Annotated in this window: 16 protein-coding genes and 1 pseudogene; 8 read left to right on the forward strand and 9 right to left on the reverse strand. The window is 71.5% G+C overall.

The features are described from left to right. Nucleotides 1–410 precede the first annotated feature (410 nt). On the reverse strand, nt 411–1,052 hold the full coding sequence (locus KMS84_RS33050) for a DNA-3-methyladenine glycosylase (RefSeq protein ID WP_256920201.1): 642 nt from the start codon (nt 1,050–1,052) through the stop codon (nt 411–413). A 153-nt stretch (nt 1,053–1,205) separates the two neighbouring features. Here KMS84_RS33050 and KMS84_RS33055 point away from each other — a divergent pair, with 153 nt between their 5' ends. The 3 genes from KMS84_RS33055 (at nt 1,206) to KMS84_RS33065 (ending at nt 3,417) form a co-directional block, all read left to right on the forward strand. Beyond that, nucleotides 1,206–1,988: a sporulation protein gene (locus KMS84_RS33055; RefSeq protein WP_256920202.1), complete on the forward strand. Its 783-nt coding sequence runs from the start codon at nt 1,206–1,208 to the stop codon at nt 1,986–1,988. A gap of 185 nt (nt 1,989–2,173) precedes the next feature. Next, nucleotides 2,174–2,713 (forward strand): YbhB/YbcL family Raf kinase inhibitor-like protein, encoded by a 540-nt coding sequence (locus KMS84_RS33060; RefSeq protein ID WP_256920203.1) that lies wholly within the window; start codon nt 2,174–2,176, stop codon nt 2,711–2,713. Nucleotides 2,714–2,910: 197 nt separating this feature from the next. Further along, nucleotides 2,911–3,417 (forward strand): HNH endonuclease, encoded by a 507-nt coding sequence (locus KMS84_RS33065; RefSeq protein ID WP_256920204.1) that lies wholly within the window; start codon nt 2,911–2,913, stop codon nt 3,415–3,417. Between the two features lie 173 nt (nt 3,418–3,590). On the opposite strand, the gene KMS84_RS33070 is transcribed toward KMS84_RS33065, so the two are convergent. The 3 genes and pseudogenes from KMS84_RS33070 to KMS84_RS33080 form a co-directional block, all read right to left on the reverse strand. Continuing rightward, a complete protein-coding gene (locus KMS84_RS33070; RefSeq protein ID WP_256920205.1) occupies nt 3,591–4,547 on the reverse strand; it encodes an SPFH domain-containing protein in 957 nt (318 codons plus the stop codon). A 163-nt stretch (nt 4,548–4,710) separates the two neighbouring features. Further along, nucleotides 4,711–5,142: an NfeD family protein gene (locus tag KMS84_RS33075; RefSeq protein ID WP_256920206.1), complete on the reverse strand. Its 432-nt coding sequence runs from the start codon at nt 5,140–5,142 to the stop codon at nt 4,711–4,713. A 326-nt stretch (nt 5,143–5,468) separates the two neighbouring features. Then, a pseudogene (locus tag KMS84_RS33080) lies at nt 5,469–5,999 on the reverse strand (ABC transporter ATP-binding protein); the annotation flags it as partial. 153 nt (nt 6,000–6,152) lie between these two features. On the opposite strand from KMS84_RS33080, the gene KMS84_RS33085 reads away from it, so the two are divergent. Continuing rightward, the gene (locus KMS84_RS33085) at nt 6,153–6,941 is read left to right on the forward strand and encodes an Rv1486c family protein (RefSeq protein WP_256920208.1); all 789 of its coding nucleotides are present in this window, start codon (nt 6,153–6,155) and stop codon (nt 6,939–6,941) included. 136 nt (nt 6,942–7,077) lie between these two features. Here the strand turns inward: KMS84_RS33085 and KMS84_RS33090 are convergent, their stop codons facing one another. From KMS84_RS33090 to KMS84_RS33105, 4 genes are all read right to left on the reverse strand, one after another. Further along, a complete protein-coding gene (locus KMS84_RS33090) occupies nt 7,078–7,317 on the reverse strand; it encodes a chaplin family protein (protein WP_109000178.1) in 240 nt (79 codons plus the stop codon). Between the two features lie 263 nt (nt 7,318–7,580). Further along, nucleotides 7,581–7,826: a chaplin gene (locus KMS84_RS33095; RefSeq protein WP_256920209.1), complete on the reverse strand. Its 246-nt coding sequence runs from the start codon at nt 7,824–7,826 to the stop codon at nt 7,581–7,583. Between the two features lie 170 nt (nt 7,827–7,996). Further along, the gene (locus KMS84_RS33100) at nt 7,997–8,638 is read right to left on the reverse strand and encodes a response regulator (protein ID WP_256920210.1); all 642 of its coding nucleotides are present in this window, start codon (nt 8,636–8,638) and stop codon (nt 7,997–7,999) included. Beyond that, entirely contained in the window at nt 8,631–9,776 is a 1,146-nt protein-coding gene (locus tag KMS84_RS33105) for a GAF domain-containing sensor histidine kinase (protein ID WP_256920211.1), read from the reverse strand. Before KMS84_RS33105 ends, KMS84_RS33100 begins: the two co-directional genes overlap by 8 nt. Nucleotides 9,777–10,015: 239 nt before the next feature. Between KMS84_RS33105 and KMS84_RS33110 the strand changes: the two genes are divergently transcribed. From KMS84_RS33110 to KMS84_RS33120, 3 genes are all read left to right on the forward strand, one after another. Beyond that, on the forward strand, nt 10,016–10,714 hold the full coding sequence (locus KMS84_RS33110; RefSeq protein ID WP_256920212.1) for an SDR family NAD(P)-dependent oxidoreductase: 699 nt from the start codon (nt 10,016–10,018) through the stop codon (nt 10,712–10,714). Further along, nucleotides 10,711–11,832 carry an S-adenosylmethionine:tRNA ribosyltransferase-isomerase gene (locus KMS84_RS33115; RefSeq protein ID WP_256920213.1) on the forward strand — a complete coding sequence of 374 codons (1,122 nt, stop codon included), beginning with the start codon at nt 10,711–10,713 and terminating at the stop codon, nt 11,830–11,832. Before KMS84_RS33110 ends, KMS84_RS33115 begins: the two co-directional genes overlap by 4 nt. Nucleotides 11,833–12,133: 301 nt before the next feature. Further along, the gene (locus KMS84_RS33120) at nt 12,134–12,862 is read left to right on the forward strand and encodes a transglycosylase SLT domain-containing protein (protein ID WP_256920214.1); all 729 of its coding nucleotides are present in this window, start codon (nt 12,134–12,136) and stop codon (nt 12,860–12,862) included. Nucleotides 12,863–12,938: 76 nt separating this feature from the next. Here the strand turns inward: KMS84_RS33120 and KMS84_RS33125 are convergent, their stop codons facing one another. Next, entirely contained in the window at nt 12,939–15,476 is a 2,538-nt protein-coding gene (locus tag KMS84_RS33125; protein WP_438819013.1) for an ABC transporter ATP-binding protein/permease, read from the reverse strand. Nucleotides 15,477–15,721: 245 nt separating this feature from the next. On the opposite strand from KMS84_RS33125, the gene KMS84_RS33130 reads away from it, so the two are divergent. Further along, on the forward strand, nt 15,722–16,955 hold a 1,234-nt coding region (locus tag KMS84_RS33130; RefSeq protein ID WP_256920216.1), incomplete at its 3' end, for a streptophobe family protein.

Here is a 16,955-nt window from a genome sequence, read left to right on the forward strand (position 1 = left end):
GACGGGGTATCAACATATCTGGCGTTGATTTTTGGCACGCTGTTGAGTTCTCAAGGAACGGACGCTTCCTTTGTACTTACCCGAACTTCTCGGGCTTTCCTCCGGGCGCTTCCCTTCGGTCTTGCGTTTCCGACTCTATCAGATCTTTTTCGTGATCCGATTCCCTGTCGGCGGGATTGTCTTGGGCTTTGGACTTTCGCCCGTCGGCCTTTCGACATTCACTACGTTAGCCGATTCCCTCCGCAACTCATAATCGAGTTCCGCGAGCGGGGAATTCGGGCATGCGGACATGCCGAATTCGCTCCCGCTGAGGGGCGTCGTAGGTAGTGGGTTGGCCGCTTCCGGCTGCAGGCGAATGCCGTACCCGGGTCAAGCGGCTCGGGCTACATTACGCGCCGTCCATGAGCGAGTCAACTTCGGCGGCGCCTGGGGACATGGGCCCGGTAGGGGCTCACCGTCGGGTCGTCGGCGACCCAGTACCTCCAGGGGTGGACCGCCCCGTCTCCCGACACCCCGGTGCGGGGTCCGCTGCGTACCTGGTCGGACGGGACCGCGGCACCCTTGAGGATCCTCAGCGGAGTGGCCCCGGCGGCGCAGGCGTCCGTGCCGTCCAGCGCCCGGTCCACGTCCAGGGCGGTGGCCAGGCGGGCGGGCCCTTTGGCCAGTTCCCTGTCGTCCCGGGCCGAGAGTCGACGTTTGCGGGCGTACTCGGCTCCCTCGACGATCTCGCCGGCACGGAGCAGGACCGCGCTCGCGACGCCCTCCGGACCGCAGACGAGGTTCATGCAGTGCCACATGCCGTAAGTGAAGTAGACGTACACATGACCGGGCGGACCGAACATCACACCGTTGCGGGCGGTGGGACCGCGATAGGCGTGGGAGCCGGGGTCGTTCCCCCCGTCGTAGGCCTCTACCTCGGTGAGACGCAGGGTGATCGGGCCGTCGGGCGTCGTACGGACCAGGAGCCGGCCGAGGAGATCGGGGGCCACCTCCAGGACAGGGCGGTCGAAGAAGTTCCTGGGCAGGGGCGTACGGTCGGTGGTCGCGATCATGCCCTCCGAGCGTAGTGCAGACGCGCGGGTGCGCCGGGGTGGTCAGCGGGCACTCGGCTTTGTCAGGGTGTGGGGCGGCGGAACCGGCCACGTCCGGATCGCGTTGGTAGGGATCGAGGGATCCCGTCCGAAGAAGGTCGTAGAGGGAGAGTCATGGCGTTCAAGAAGCTGCTCGCGAGTCTGGGGGCCGGCGGGGCTTCGGTCGAGACGGTGCTGACCGAGGTCAACGTCGTTCCGGGCGGTGTCGTCCAGGGCGAGGTGCGGATCCAGGGCGGGTCCGTCAACCAGCAGATCGAGGGGCTGTCGGTCGGGCTGCAGGCAAAGGTCGAGGTCGAGAGCGGCGACCAGGAGTACAAGCAGGACATCGAGTTCACGAAGCTGCGGCTCGGGGGCGCCTTCGAGCTTCAGGCGGGCGCCGTGCACGCGGTGCCGTTCGGGCTGGAGATCCCGTGGGAGACGCCGGTCACGATGATCGACGGACAGGCGCTGCGCGGGATGAACGTCGGCGTGACCACCGAGCTGGAGATCGCGCGCGCCGTGGACTCCGGTGACCTGGACGCGGTCAACGTGCACCCGCTGCCGGCGCAGAAGGCCATTCTGGACGCCTTCATCCAGCTCGGCTTCCGCTTCAAGAACGCGGACCTGGAGCGCGGGCACATCCGGGGCACCCGGCAGAAGCTGCCGTTCTACCAGGAGATCGAGTTCTACCCGCCGTCGCAGTACCGGGGGCTGAACCAGGTCGAGCTGAGCTTCGTGGCCGACGAGCACGCCATGGACGTCGTGCTGGAGATGGACAAGAAGCCGGGGCTGTTCAGCGAGGGCAGTGACACCTTCCGCTCGTTCCAGGTGGGCCTGAACGACTACCAGGGCACCGACTGGCCCGCGTACCTCAACCAGTGGCTGTCCGAGGTCGGCAGCAAGCGCAACTGGTTCTAGGACGTTCGCGGACGTTCCCTTGCGTTCCCCGAGCGGGACGACGCGGAGGGCCCGGAGTGCCGTACGGCGTTCCGGGCCCTCCGTGCTGTGTCCGGGCCGTGCTCGGCAGTGCCCGCGCTCATGCGGGGCAGGGTAGTCGTAGGCTCCGAAGGGAGTGCCTTTCCGATCTACCAGGAGGTGTCGAGGTGACCGAGCTGAAGAGGCGGCCGCTGCCCCACGATTTCCATCCGCCGGTGCCGTCGTTCACGGTCACGAGCGAGGACGTGAAGGAAGGGGCGGTGCTCGGCGACGCCCAGGTGCAGTCCGCGGGGAACACCTCGCCGCAGCTGCGGTGGGAGGGCTTCCCGGCCGGGACCAAGAGCTTCGCGGTGACCTGCTACGACCCCGACGCTCCCACGGGCAGCGGGTTCTGGCACTGGGTCCTGTTCGACATCCCGGCCTCGGTGACCGAGCTGCCGGCGGGTGCGGGCAGCGAGGGGTTCGAGGGGCTGCCGTCGGGCGCCGTGCACGCGCGCAACGACTACGGCAGCAAGGACTTCGGCGGGGCCGCGCCGCCGCCCGGGGACGGGCCGCACCGGTACGTGTTCACGGTGTACGCGGTCGACCAGGAGAAGCTCGGTCCGGACGCCGACGCCTCGCCGGCCGTGGTCGGGTTCAACCTGCGGTTCCACGCGATCGGCCGCGCGCAGTTGATCGGTGAGTACGAACATCCCATGGAGGGATGAGTCAGCTCATCGTTCATGGAGTGTTTGCCCGCCTCTGGTCTTGGAAGTGATCAGAGGCGGGCATTTTTGTTGCCGGGGGTCGCGGGGGTCACCTCCCGTGGAGCAGCAGATATTGCGTTGTCCATCTCGGCGTGCCCGGCCAGAGTTGATCCCAGCCCGCCAGGGGGTGGGCCGGTGCACACAGGAGGTGGGCTGGTATGCGGGACACGCTGGTACTGAACGCGAGCTTCGAGCCGCTGTCGACGGTGACGTTGAACCGAGCCGTCGTTCTGGTGCTCCAGGACAAGGCCGTCGTCGAACAGGCCCACCCCGAACTGCGGATGCGTGGAGCGGAGGTCGACATCCCGGCGCCGCGGGTGATCAGGCTGTGCAGGTACGTGAGAGTGCCCTTCCGAAGACAAGCCCCGTGGTCGAGGCGGGGTGTGCTGGTCAGGGACCGGCACCGGTGCGCGTACTGCGGGCGTCGGGCGACGACCGTGGACCACGTGGTGCCGCGGGCGCAGGGCGGGCAGGACTCGTGGCTGAACACCGTCGCCTCGTGCGCGGAGGACAACCACCGCAAGGCGGACCGGACTCCGGAGCAGGCGGACATGCCGTTGCTGCGTCGGCCGTTCGAGCCGACGCCCGCGGACGCGATGCTGCTGGCTCTGGGGCAGGACGACCTGGCCGCGCTGCCGGAGTGGCTGACGCTGGACGCCGCGTAGTCCCCGTCCGGCTGCTTCCGCCGGCCTTCTCCCCCCTGCTGTCGTCAGCCGTCGGCCACGTCGAGTCGGCTTCTGCCGGCTGTCGTCGGCCGTCGTGGCTCGTCGCCGGTGCGCACGACCGGGGCCCGCCTTCCGTGTGAAGGCGGGCCCCGGTCGCGTGCGCGGGCCGGCGGTCAGTCGATGGAGGGCTTCTCGCGGCGCTCGTGGCCGCCGCCGTTGCCGTTCCCTGCGTTGCCGCCGCCCGAACCGCCCCCGAACGGGCCGAAGTTGCCCATGGCGCCGGAGAGTCCCTTCAGGGCGTCGCCGATCTCGCTGGGGACGATCCACAGCTTGTTGGCGTCCCCCTCGGCGATCTTCGGCAGCATCTGGAGGTACTGGTAGGACAGCAGTTTCTGGTCGGGGTCGCCGGCGTGGATGGCCTCGAAGACCGTGCGCACCGCCTGGGCCTCGCCCTCGGCGCGCAGGGCGGCGGCCTTGGCCTCGCCCTCGGCGCGCAGGATCTGGGACTGCTTCTCGCCCTCGGCGGTGAGGATGGCGGCCTGGCGGGTGCCCTCGGCGGTGAGGATCGCGGCGCGCTTGTCACGGTCGGCGCGCATCTGCTTCTCCATCGAGTCCTGGATGGAGGTGGGCGGTTCGATCGCCTTGAGCTCGACGCGGTTGACGCGGATGCCCCACTTGCCGGTGGCCTCGTCGAGGACGCCGCGCAGGGCCGCGTTGATCTCCTCGCGGGAGGTGAGGGTCCGCTCCAGGTCCATCCCGCCGATGATGTTGCGCAGGGTGGTGACGGTGAGCTGCTCGATCGCCTGGATGTAGCTGGCGACTTCGTAGGTGGCGGCCCGGGCGTCGGTCACCTGGTAGTAGATGACCGTGTCGATGTTGACGACCAGGTTGTCCTGGGTGATCACCGGCTGGGGCGGGAACGGCACGACCTGTTCGCGCAGGTCGATGCGGTTGCGGATGGTGTCGATGAACGGGACGACGATGTTGAGGCCGGCGTTCAGCGTGCGCGTGTAGCGGCCGAAGCGCTCCACGATGGCGGCGCTGGCCTGCGGGATGACTTGGATCGTCTTGATCAGGGCGATGAAGACCAACACCACCAGAATGATCAGGACGATGATGACCGGTTCCATCGTCGGATCCCCGTACCCTTCTCCGCCTCGGCGTTTCGGAAGATCTTATGTCTGTTGAAGATCTTGCTGGTCGAGTCTGACAGACCGTCGTGCGGCCCGCGAGGTGTTCGGTCCACTTGCGTCGTGCGGGAGTTGACTCACGTCGTGCGGAAGTCGCGCATGGTCAGATGACGATCGCCGTGGCTCCCTCGATGTCCACGACGTCGACCTGCTGCCCCACGTCGTAGGCGCGGTCGCCGTCGAGCGAGCGCGCCGACCAGATCTCTCCGGCGAGCTTGATCCGCCCGCCCGCGCCGTCGACGCGCTCGAGCACGACGGCCTGCTTGCCCTTCAACGCGTCGACTCCGGTCGCGAGTTGGGGGCGCTGTCTGCTGTGCCGGATCGCGATGGGCCGCACGACGGCGATCAACGCCACCGAGACGACGATGAAGACGAGCACCTGGGCGACGACGCCCAGGCCGAGACCCGCGGCGACGGCGGCTGCCACGGCGCCGACCGCGAACATGCCGAACTCGGGCATCGCGGTCACCACGAGCGGGATTCCGAGCGCTGCCGCACCGACCAGCCACCACACCCACGCGTCGATGTCGTTCACAGGGTCATGGTAGGGCCGGGGTCCCGTCGCGGACAGGGCGCGAAGGGGTCGGCACGGGGTCAGGACAGGGGCAGGCCCTGGGCGGTCCAGCGGTCGCCGACCTGCTCCACGACGAGCGGGAGGCCGAAGCAGAGGGAGAGGTTGCGGGAGGTGAGTTCGAGTTCCACGGGGCCCGCGGCGAGCACCTTGCCCTGACGGATCATCAGGACGTGGGTGAAGCCGGGGGCGATCTCCTCGACGTGGTGCGTGACCATGATCATCGAGGGGGCGATGGGGTCGCGGGCGAGGCGGCCGAGGCGGCGCACGAGGTCCTCGCGGCCGCCGAGGTCGAGGCCGGCGGCCGGCTCGTCGAGCAGCAGCAGCTCGGGGTCGGTCATCAGGGCGCGGGCGATGAGGGTCCGCTTGCGCTCGCCCTCGGAGAGGGTGCCGAACTTCCGGTCGAGGTAGTCGCTCATGCCCAGACGGTCGAGGAAGGCGCGGGCGCGCTGCTCGTCGACGTCCTCGTACTCCTCCTGCCAGCCGGCCGTCATGCCGTACGCGGCGGTCAGCACGGTTTGCAGGACGGTCTGGCGCTTGGGGAGCTTGTCGGCGAGGGCGATGCCGGCCATGCCCACGCGCGGGCGCAGCTCGAAGACGTCGGTGCCGGGCCTGCCGAGGGGCTCGCCGAGGACGGACACCTCGCCGGAGCTCGGGAAGAGGTAGGTGGACGCGATGTTCAGGAGGGTCGTCTTGCCGGCCCCGTTCGGACCGAGGATGACCCAGCGCTCGCCCTCCTTGACCGACCAGGAGACCTGGTCCACGAGAGCCCGGCCCTCACGGACCACGGTTACGTCCTGAAGCTCCAGAACATCGCTCATGAGCGGGTTGTCTCCCCTTGCAGTGTGGCCGGTCGGTTGTCGCGGGCGCCTGTGGCTCGGACCGCCGCGCGTGGGCGGGCGCGGCCCCTCCGGGAAAATCTACGCCACCGGTCGGGCGGCCCGTTCCATCGGTCCGGTCCTTAGGCTGGGGGCATGCTTTCCGAATCGCGCTCTGGTCGCCTCGCCGCTTGGGGAAATGCCCTGTTGGCCGGATTCGTCTCGCCGGACGACGCCATGCTCGCCGTCGTCGGGGAGGACGCCGTCCACCGGGTGGAGGGGCTGCCGGGCGAGTCCGGGCCCGTCGGGCTCACGCTCGCGCTGGGGCGGCTGCGGGCGCTCGGGGCGACGGGGCTGCGGCTCGCGCTGCCCGCCCCGGGCCATCCGCTGGGGCTGAGCGGACCGCCGGAGTTCAACGCCCGGGCGATGGACGCGCAGGAGGCCGTGGTCTGTCACGGCGCCGGTCACGGGCTGGTGCCCGAGGTGTCGGAGGCCGGCCCGGCCGGGGACGTGCACGTCGAGGTGGTGTGGCACTGCCTGCCGGTGCGGGAGGCGCCCCCGGCCGACGTGCCGTCGCTGGGCGAGGCGGAGCGCGAGCTGGCGGAGGCGCTCCGGGACGCCACGGCGGTGCTCTCGCGGCTGGACGTCGCCGGGTCGGGGCCGGTGGCCGAGGCGGCGATCGACGCCTACCGGGCGCGCGCGGAGGAGGGGCGGGAGGTGCTGGCCCCGGGGTATCCGCCGCGGGCCGTACGGGTTCTGGAGCTGGCGCAGCGGGTGGGTCTGCTGGTGTCCCTCGCCGAGGAGAACGGGCACGGGGGTGCGGTCAGCTCCGCGGAGATGGCGGCCCGCGCCGAAGCCCTGCGGCCGGTGGAGCGCACGGCTCGGCGGGCGACGGTCGCCGCGTACAACTCCGTGGTGGAGGAGCGGGAGCGCGGGATCCGCTGAGCGCGGGCGGGTGGGGGCGCGCGAGGGGTGCGCGACCTCGGGCCGTGCGCCGTGGGGTCCTACCGCGCGGGAAAAGCGCGAGGGCCCGCGCGTCGACGGCGACGCGCGGGCCCTCGTGCGGTCTCGGCTGCGAGGGTCAGCGGTTGACGCCCGTGTTGCCGAAGGCCGGGTTCAGCAGGCCGATCACGTTGACGCTGTTGCCGACGACGTTGACCGGCACGTTGACCGGGACCTGGACGAGGTTGCCCGAGACGACGCCCGGCGACTTCACGGCCGCACCCTCGGCGCCCGCGTCGGCGACGGCCGCTCCGGCCGAGGCGCCGGCGGCGATGCCGGCGACGGTGAGGGCCACAGCGGTCTTCTTGGCGATGTTCATGGAAAGGGTTCCTCCTGCGATTGCGTGTCCGGTCCGGCCGGGGCCGTGCGCTGTCCAACGTGGGGGTGACGGGGAACGGTGCGGTCGCCGGGGCCGGAAGGGCCCGTTCGGGCCATTGGGACGACAGAGCTACGGGACGACAAACAGACCGCCCCTCCCGGTGGGCCGGGAGCGGCAGAAGGTCACCGCGGGCCCGCGCGGGCCTCGGCGGTTCGGGACGTCGGGGTCGGGGACGTCCTCGGTTCGGCGGTCGAGGCCCGGATTCAGCGGTTGAGGCCCAGGTTGCCGAAGGCGGGGTTGAGCACGCCGATCACGTTGACGCTGTTGCCGACCACATTGACGGGAACGCTGACCGGGGCCTGGACGAGGTTGCCCGAGACGACGCCCGGCGAGCCCTTGGCCTCGCCGAGGGCGGTGGCGCCGTCGGCGGCGCAGGCCAGGCCGGCGCCCGCGGCCACCAGGCCGCCGGCCACCATCGTCACGGCCGCTGCCTTCTTCAGGTTCTTCACTTCTGAGCCCTTCTCGCGATCTCCGCGGCAGTCGCCGCGGCACGCAGGGAGAACGGCGGAGAGCGTCGCGGGATACGCCATCCGAGGGACATTCCCACGACGGTATGAATCTCGGATCGGAAGTTAACCTTCCGTATCGTCGGCCGCGAGCCCCGCCCGCCGGCCGGTCCTCAGCCAGCCACGCCGTGGCGCACGGCCCACAGGGCGGCCTGGGTGCGGTCCGCGAGGTCGAGCTTCATCAGGATGTTCGACACGTGCGTCTTGACGGTCTTCTCGGAGAGGACGAGGGCGCGGGCGATCTCCCGGTTGGAGCGGCCGTCCGCTATCAGAGCGAGCACTTCGCGCTCGCGTTCGGTGAGCGAACCGCCCCGGCCCTGGCCCGCTGCGGCCTCGTCCTGGGAGAGGAGCGCCCCGGCGACCTCCGGCTGGAGCAGGATGTGGCCGGCGTGCACCGAGCGGATGGCGCCGGCCAGGGCGTCGGGGTCCACGTCCTTGTAGACGTAGCCGGCGGCGCCGGCGCGCAGGGCCGGGACGACCGTGCGCTGCTCCGTGAAGCTGGTGACGATCAGCACGCGCGCGGGGTTGTCGAGTTCCCGGAGCCTGCGCAGGGCCTCGACGCCGTCCATGCCGGGCATCTTGACGTCCATCAGGACGACGTCGGGACGCAGCTCCTCGCACAGGGCCACTCCTTCGGAGCCGTCGGCTGCCTCGCCGACGACCTCGATGTCGTCCTGCACCTCCAGGAAGGTGCGCAGGCCCCGGCGGACGACCTGGTGGTCGTCGACGAGCAGCACCTTGATTGCGTCAGCCACCGGGGGCCTCCATCTCGACCGCGGTGCCCTTGCCGGGCGCCGATTCCACCGTGAGCGTGCCGCCGACGCCGTTCGCCCGGTCCCGCATCGACACCAGGCCCAGATGGCGGCCTGCCCGGCGCACGGTCGAGGGGTCGAAGCCGCCGCCGTCGTCCGTGACGCGCAGGACCGTATGCCGGCCGCGTCTGTCCAGGGCGACGTCCACGTGGTCCGCGCCGGAGTGGCGCAGGGCGTTGTGCAGGGCCTCCTGCGCGACCCGGAGGAAGGCCTCCTCCTGGGCGGCGGGCAGGGCCCGCACGCCGTTGCCGGTGAAGGTCACGCGGGCGGTGTGCGCGCGGTCGAGGACCTGGACGTGGGTGCGCAGGGTGGCGACCAGGCCGTCCTCGTCGAGTGCGGCCGGTCTCAGCTCGACCACGGCGGCGCGCAGTTCGTCGGCGGCCTCGGCGGCCAGGGCGGCGACCTGGTGCAGTTCGCCCTTCGCGCGCGCGGGGTCGCGGTCGACGAGGGCGGCGGCGGCCTGGGCCGTCAGGCGCAGGGAGAACAACTTCTGGCTGACCGCGTCGTGCAGTTCGTGGGCCAGCCGGGAGCGCTCCTCGGCGATCGTCAGCTCCCGGCTGCGCTCGTAGAGGCGGGCGTTGGTGAGGGCGATCGCGGCGTGCTGGGCCAGGATCGACAGCAGTTCCTCGTCGTCCTCGGTGAAGCCGCAGCCGCCCTCGGGCTTGTCGCAGTTCTTGTTGGCGAGGAACAGGGCGCCGATGACCTCGTCGCCGTCACGGATGGGCAGGCCCAGGAAGTCGGACATGTCGGGGTGGGCGGAGGGCCAGCCCCCGAAGCGCGGGTCCTCGCGGACGTCGGCGAGGCGCTCGGGCCCGGCCTCGTGCAGCATCGCGGCCAGGATGCCGTGCTGGCGGGGCAGGGGGCCGATGGCCTTCCACTGCTCGTCGCTGACGCCGTCCACGACGAACTGGGCGAACCCGCCGTGGTCGTCGGGGACCCCCAGGGCGGCGTACTGCGCGTTCAGCAGCTCACGGGCGGAGGCGACGATCGTCTTGAGGACGTCGCGCACCTCCAGGTGCCTGCTCATGGCCAGCAGCGCGGAACTCACCGCGGCGAGGCCGGACCGGGGGCCTTGACTCATGTCCTCACGGTACCGGCGGGGTCCGACAGCACGGATCGGACCTGTGACGGCCGCGAGCGGGACGCAGGACCTAGGGCCGAGGTCGCAGGCGCGGGGGTCTACGCCGTGCGGAGGAGGCGCCGGGGCGTACGACGAAGGGCCCCTTCCGGCTGCGTCCCGCGTCCGAGGCGGGTGCGGCCGGCCGGTTCCTAGGTTGGGGTCACCGCCCGGCGGAGGCGGTCGACGAGGGGACGGTTGCCATGCCGGTAGCGATCATCACAGGGGCCTCGAAGGGGCTGGGGCGGGCCCTGGCCGAGGCGCTGGCCGCCCGGGGCTGGGATCTGGTGCTCGACGCCCGGACGGCGCGGGTCCTGACGGCGACGGCGGCGGCCGTGGCGTCGCACGGGACGCGGGTCGAGGCCCGCGCGGGGGACGTCGCCGACCCGGGGCACCGGGCCGAGCTGGTGGCGGCGGCCCGACGGCTCGGGGGCTGCGACCTGCTGGTGAACAACGCGAGCGCGCTGGGCGCCGAGCCGCTGGCGCGGCTGGAGGCGTTGCCCCTCGACGGGCTGCGGCGGGCTCTTGAGGTCAACGTGGTGGCTGCCCTGGGCCTCGTCCAGGAGGCGTTGCCGCTGCTGCGCGGGGCGCGGGCGGGCACGGTGATCACCGTCAGCTCGGACGCGGCCGCCGAGGCGTACGGGACGTGGGGCGGCTACGGAGCGTCCAAGGCGGCGCTGGACCTGCTCGCGGCGGTGCTGGGCGAGGAGGAGCCGGGGCTGCGGGTGTGGGCGGTGGATCCGGGTGACATGGCCACGGACCTGTACGCGGCGGCCGTCCCGGACGACGACGGCCCCCGTCCCGATCCGGCCGGGGTGGCGCCGGCCTTCCTGCGGTTGCTGGACGAGCGTCCGGCGAGCGGGCGGTACGGGGCCACGGCGCTCCTGGAGGCGCGGCGATGACGCTGACGGCACCGGGCCCGCACGAGCCCGTCCGGACGTGGCGCGAGGTGCCCGGGGAGCTGTCGTCGCGGGTGCCGGCCGAGCAGCGCGCGCCGGGGCGGGGGCGCGACGACGTCCGGCTGCTCGTGTCACGAGGGACGGCGGTGGCGCATCACGTCTTCCGGGAGCTGCCGGGCCTGCTGCGGGCCGGTGACCTGCTGGTGGTGAACACCTCGCCGACGCTGGCGGCGGCCGTGGACGGGCGGGTGGGGCACACGCGTGTGGTGGTGCACTTCTCCACGCGCGGGGACGACGGGCGGTGGGCGGTCGAGCTGCGCCATCCCGACGGCACGGGCACGACGCGCCCGCGGGCGGGCGGCCCGGCGGGTGCGAGGGTGCGGCTGCCCGGGGGTGTGCGGCTGGCGCTGGAGGAGCCGCTGGCCCGGGGCGGCGGGCGGCTGTGGTGGGCCCGGGTCTCCCCGGGCGGGGCCGTTCCGGGGCTGCTGCGGGAGTACGGGCGCCCCATCCGCTACTCCTACACGGAGCGGGACCAGCCGTTGTCCGCCCACCAGACGGTTTTCGCGCTGCCGTCGGCGGACGGGTCGGGCAGTGCGGAGATGCCGAGTGCGGCACGGCCCTTCACGCCGGAACTGGTGGCGGAGCTGGTGAGCCGCGGGGTGCTGTTCGCGCCGGTCACGCTGCACACCGGGGTCGCCTCGGCGGAGGTGCACGAGCCGCCGTACGCGGAGCGCTTCGCGGTGTCCGGGTCGTCGGCGCTGCTGATCGGCGCCGTGCGGGCCGGGGGCGGACGGGTGATCGCCGTCGGCACGACCGCCGTGCGGGCGGTGGAGTCGGCGGCGGACGCCGACGGGGTCGTCCGCGCGCGTGCGGGGTGGACGGATCTCGTCGTCACCCCCGCGCGCGGGGTACGGGTGGTGGACGGGCTGCTGACCGGCCTGCACGAGCCTCAGGCCTCGCATCTGCTGATGCTGGAGGCGGTGGCGGGGCGGGCGGCGGTCGAGCGGGGCTACGACGAGGCGCTGAGCGCGCTCTACCTGTGGCACGAGTTCGGGGACCTGCACCTCCTCCTGCCGGAGGAGGGCACTGACGCACAGCATTGCTTTGGCAACCAGCTGTGAGAACGATCTGAGGGGCATGTGAGCCCGCACATAGGGCCCACATCACGTACTAGGGGCAATAGGAGACAAACAGGCACCCGATGAACGGGGCAGATGGTTCTATCTGTCCCGTTTTGCCCTTCCCCGATCCACTACCGGGGATCGTACGTCACACCTTTGCCTGGGCATTTTGCGGCCGCTAAGAATTGCTCTCGTCGCTCAGCGCCGTGGGGTCAGCCCGCGGCGCTCGTGCCTCAAGCACCCGCTGTCCGCCGTCGGACGAAGTGAGCGACCTCCGCGCTATTCGAAGAGGTCCTTCCGCATGCCCAAGAACACTCACAAGATCGCGATCGCCGGTGCGGCCACCCTCGGTGCCGCCGCCCTCGCCTTCTCGGTGGTGCCGGCCGACGCGCAGACGACCACTACGGACGCCGTCTCGTCGGCCCGGGTCGCCTACAGCACTCAGCCGGTGCAGGACGTCAAGGCCAGTGTCACCGACCAGCTGGCCGCGACGAGCGTGAAGGCCGACGCCATAGCGGCGAAGAAGAAGGCCGCCGAGGCCGCCGCCGCGAAGAAGAAGGCAGCCGCCGCGAAGGCGGCCGCCGCCAAGAAGAAGGCGGCCGCCGAGGCCGCCGCCAAGCGCAAGGCCGCCGCCTCGCGCAAGGCCAAGGAGGCCGCGAACCGCTCCGCCAAGCGCGCCGCGATCAAGAAGGCCACCGTCCGGCACTACGCGAACAACCTCGACGGCTGGATCAAGCAGTCCCTGGACATCATGAAGTCCAAGGGCATCCCGGGCAGCTACCACGGCCTGCACAAGAACATCATGCGGGAGTCCTCGGGCAACCCTAAGGCGATCAACGACTGGGACATCAACGCCATCAACGGCATCCCGTCCAAGGGTCTGCTTCAGGTGATCCCGCCGACGTTCACGGCCTACCACGTCGCAGGCACCTCCTGGAACATCTACGACCCGATCGCCAACATCACGGCCGCCGCCAACTACGCGGCCGACAAGTACGGCTCGATCGACAACGTGAACAGCGCGTACTGACACGCACCCCCACGCGCCGAAGGGCGGCGCCTCCCCGGTCGGGAGGCGCCGCCCTTCGGCGCGTGCACGGGCGCGACTACTTGCGCATGACCTCGGGCTCGTGGCGGCGCAGGAAGCGGGCCACGAAGAAGCCGCAGATCACGCCGAGGACGATCAGCGCGATCATGTCCAGGCTCCAGGCTCCGACCGTGTGCTCCCACAGCGGGTCGGTGCTGCCGCCGTCCTTGGGCGGGCTGATCTTGTTGAAGTCCAGCGTGGCGCCGGCGGCCGCGACGGCCCAGCGCGAGGGCATCAGGTACGAGAACTCGTTGACGCCCACCGCTCCGTTCAGGGTGAACAGACAGCCGGTGAACACGACCTGGATGATCGCGAACATGACCAGCAGCGGCATCGTCTTCTCGGCCGTCTTCACCAGCGACGAGATGACCAGACCGAACATCATCGACGTGAAGCCCAGCGCCATGATCGGGATGGACAGCTCGAACATGGTGGCGCTGCCGAGGACCAGGCCCTCCTTCGGGATCTCCCGGCTGGCGAAGCCGATCACGCCGACCAGCAGACCCTGGAGCACGGTGACCACGCCGAGCACGAACACCTTGGACATCAGGTACGCGGACCGCGACAGACCCGTCGCCCGTTCCCGCTCGTAGATGACCCGTTCCTTGATCAGCTCACGGACGGAGTTCGCCGCGCCCGCGAAGCAGGCGCCCACGGCGAGGATCAGCAGCACGGTGGTGGCCGTGCCGTTGGGGATGATCCGCCCGCTCTTCGGGTTGACCGGGTTGGGCAGCAGGCTGTTGCCGGAGTCGATCAGCAGGCTCACCGCGCCGAGGACGGCCGGCAGGATCACCGTCAGCGCCAGGAAGCCCTTGTCGGAGGCGATCACCGACACGTAGCGGCGCACCAGCGTGACGAACTGCGACATCCAGCCCTGCGGCTTCGGCGGCTTCATCGCCTGCATCGGCGGCATCTGTACGGACTGCGGCGCGACGGCGTCGATGTCCGCGGCGTACATCTGGTAGTGCTGCGAGCCCTTCCAGCGGCCCGCCCAGTCGTAGTCGCGGTAGTTCTCGAAGGCGGAGAAGACGTCGGCCCAGGTGTCGTAGCCGAAGAAGTTCAGCGCCTCCTCGGGCGGCCCGAAGTAGGCGACCGCGCCGCCCGGCGCCATCACGAGCAGCTTGTCGCAGATCGCCAGCTCGGCCACCGAGTGCGTGACGACCAGGACCGTGCGGCCGTCGTCGGCCAGGCCGCGCAGCAGCTGCATCACGTCGCGGTCCATGCCCGGGTCGAGACCGGAGGTCGGCTCGTCCAGGAAGATCAGCGACGGCTTCGTCAGGAGCTCCAGAGCCACCGAGACGCGCTTGCGCTGGCCGCCGGAGAGGGAGGTGACCTTCTTCTCCTTGTGGATGTCCAGCTTCAGCTCGCGCAGCACCTCGTCTATGCGGGCGTCGCGCTCGGCGGCCGTGGTGTCGGCCGGGAAGCGGAGCTTGGCCGCGTACTTGAGGGCCTTCTTGACGGTGAGTTCCTTGTGCAGGATGTCGTCCTGCGGGACCAGACCGATGCGCTGACGCAGCTCGGCGAACTGCTTGTAGAGGTTGCGGTTGTCGTACAGGACGTCGCCCTGGTTGGCGGGCCGGTAGCCCGTCAGCGCCTTGAGCAGCGTCGACTTGCCGGAGCCGGACGGACCGATGACCGCGATCAGCGACTTCTCCGGGACGCCGAAGGAGACGTCCTTGAGGATCTGCTTGCCGCCGTCGACCGTCACCGTCAGATGCCGGGCCGAGAAGGAGACCTCGCCGGTGTCGACGAACTCCTCGAGCCGGTCGCCGACGATCCGGAACGTCGAATGGCCGACGCCGACGACGTCGGCCGGGCCGAGCTGGACCGAACCGCCCTTGGGGATCGGCTGGCCGTTGACGTAGGTGCCGTTGTGCGAGCCGAGGTCGCGGATCTCCATCCGGCCGTCGGGCGTCGAGTGGAACTCGGCGTGGTGACGGGAGACCTGGAGGTCCGAGACGACGAGTTCGTTCTCCAGCGCACGGCCGATGCGCATCACGCGGCCGAGGGAGAACTGGTGGAACGTGGTGGGGCTGCGGTCGCCGTAGACCGGCGGCGCCCCCGCGCCACCACCGGGCACCTGCTGCACGTACGGCTCGCCCGCGCCCTGCTGCTGCGGCACGTGCGGCGCGGCCTGCTGCGGCGGCTGCCAGCCGGCCTGCGCCGCCTGCCCGGACTGCTGCTGCGGCGCGCCCTGCTGGGCCCAGCCCGGGTTCGCGGCCTGCGCGGCGTACGGCTGTTGCCGCGGCTGCGCGGCGGGCGCCTGCGCGCCCGAGACGCTCACGCGCGGTCCGTCGGTCGCGTTGCCCAGGTGCAGCGCCGAGCCGGGACCGATCTCCAGCTGCTGGATCCGCTGCCCCTGCGCGAACGTGCCGTTGGTGCTGCCGTGGTCCTCGACGACCCAACTGCGGCCGTTGTGGCTGACCGTGGCGTGTCGCCAGGAGACCCTGGCGTCGTCGAGGACGATGTCGCCCTGCGGATCACGTCCGAGGGTGTAAGACCTGGACGGATCGAGCGTCCAGGTGCGTCCGTTCAATTCCAGTACGAGTTCCGGCACTCCAGCCCCACTGAGTTGTCCCCCGAGTAGCCCCATCAACGGGGAGTCTAGGGATGTCGAACATCGGGGGGAACTATTTCAGTAGCGGCCCCCTGACCGAAAGTCGGGCCTTGTGAAGAGCCCGCGCACGCGTGTCGCCCGTTCCCGTTGACGGGGTTGAAAACGGCCCGGAGAGTGGTAAAGGCACGCGAGGGGGACGGAAGCGGCGATCTTCGCCGTTCCTCACCGCGGATCGGGGGGTCTGCATGAGTGCCGGCACGGTTGTCGAAGGCGGCGGGAGCGCGGTGCGCGGCAGGGGCGTGCCGTGGACGGACGTGCTGCTGGCCGCTGTCGCCTCGGTGAGCTGGGCGTTGATCGGGATGGCGGGGACCGCGGCGCTGGGGCTGCACCTGCTGCGGGCGGACGCGGCGGGCTCGTTGGGCACGATGACCGCCGCGGTGGTGGCCCTGGGCGCGGGCGGCTCGGTGACGCCGTCCGGCGACGTGTCCGCCTTCGGGCTGACCGGCGCTCAGGCGGACACGGCCATCGAGATCACGCCACTGGGGGTGAGCCTGGTCGGGGCGCTGCTCCTGTCGTGGTTCTTCCTCCGCTCCCTGCGCACGGCCGGTGCGGTGGTCGCGCCCGCCGAACTCCTCGCGCGCGTGGGCGCGACGGCCGCGCTGTTCGTGGCGATGCTCGGCGGGCTCGCGTGGGCGGGACACGACGTCGTCACGCTCGACGGTGGCGCGCTGGGCCTCGGCGACCTGCCCGGCGGCGCGGGCGGCAGCGGGGGCGGTGGCCTGGACATCCCCGGGCTCGGCGACGTCGGGGACGTCGGCGGCCTGTTGCCCGACCGGCTCGGCGACCTGGTCCACGCGAAGGCCGCGGTCGGCTTCAGCGTGGACACCGCGCCCACGCTCCTCGGCGGCCTCGGCTGGTCGCTCGGCATCCTGCTGGTCGCCCTGCTGGCCTCGTGCCGCACCCCGCTGCCCCGGGGCTGGGAGGCTGCGCACCGCGTGGTGCGGCCGGCCGCGTCCGCCGTCGTCACGGTGGCGCTGGTAGCGGTCGCGGCCGGACTGGCCGCGGCGGCGTACGCGGCGATCGGCGACGACCACCCCCGGCGGATCGCGGGCGCGGCCCTGCTCGGCGCTCCGAACGGCGTCTGGCTGGGCATCCCGGTCGGCCTGTTCGTCCCCTGGGACGGACGCGCGACGGGCGCCCTGACGACCGTCCTGCCCGGCCCGCTGGACGACCTGCTGGGCGCGGGCGCCCGGCGACCGGTGACGCTGGGCCGTCTGGCCGAGCTGGACGGACGGGTGTGGCTGCTGGCGGTGGCGGCCGCGCTGATGATGCTGCTGGCGGGAGTGCTGACGGCGGTGCGGACGCCGTTGCGGGCGGGGGCGCCGCGGCCCCGGAAGGGGACCCTCCCTGCCGGACGGGTGGGGACGCAGGGTCCGGGGGGCGCCGAAACGGCGGACCCGGCGCGGGCGGCGCGGGGGG

Source organism: Streptomyces hilarionis, assembly GCF_024539675.1.
Classification (GTDB): Bacteria; Actinomycetota; Actinomycetes; order Streptomycetales; family Streptomycetaceae; genus Streptomyces; species Streptomyces hilarionis.

Excerpts from the sequence above, each read along its gene's own strand:
- KMS84_RS33120 (WP_256920214.1), top strand. The coding sequence starts at position 12,134 with ATGCCCAAGAACACTCACAAGATCGCGATCGCCGGTGCGGCCACCCTC.
- KMS84_RS33055 (WP_256920202.1), top strand. The coding sequence starts at position 1,206 with ATGGCGTTCAAGAAGCTGCTCGCGAGTCTGGGGGCCGGCGGGGCTTCG.
- KMS84_RS33105 (WP_256920211.1), bottom strand. The coding sequence starts at position 9,776 with ATGAGTCAAGGCCCCCGGTCCGGCCTCGCCGCGGTGAGTTCCGCGCTG.
- KMS84_RS33110 (WP_256920212.1), top strand. The coding sequence starts at position 10,016 with ATGCCGGTAGCGATCATCACAGGGGCCTCGAAGGGGCTGGGGCGGGCC.
- KMS84_RS33050 (WP_256920201.1), bottom strand. The coding sequence starts at position 1,052 with ATGATCGCGACCACCGACCGTACGCCCCTGCCCAGGAACTTCTTCGAC.
- KMS84_RS33090 (WP_109000178.1), bottom strand. The coding sequence starts at position 7,317 with ATGAACATCGCCAAGAAGACCGCTGTGGCCCTCACCGTCGCCGGCATC.
- KMS84_RS33115 (WP_256920213.1), top strand. The coding sequence starts at position 10,711 with ATGACGCTGACGGCACCGGGCCCGCACGAGCCCGTCCGGACGTGGCGC.
- KMS84_RS33065 (WP_256920204.1), top strand. The coding sequence starts at position 2,911 with ATGCGGGACACGCTGGTACTGAACGCGAGCTTCGAGCCGCTGTCGACG.
- KMS84_RS33070 (WP_256920205.1), bottom strand. The coding sequence starts at position 4,547 with ATGGAACCGGTCATCATCGTCCTGATCATTCTGGTGGTGTTGGTCTTC.
- KMS84_RS33085 (WP_256920208.1), top strand. The coding sequence starts at position 6,153 with ATGCTTTCCGAATCGCGCTCTGGTCGCCTCGCCGCTTGGGGAAATGCC.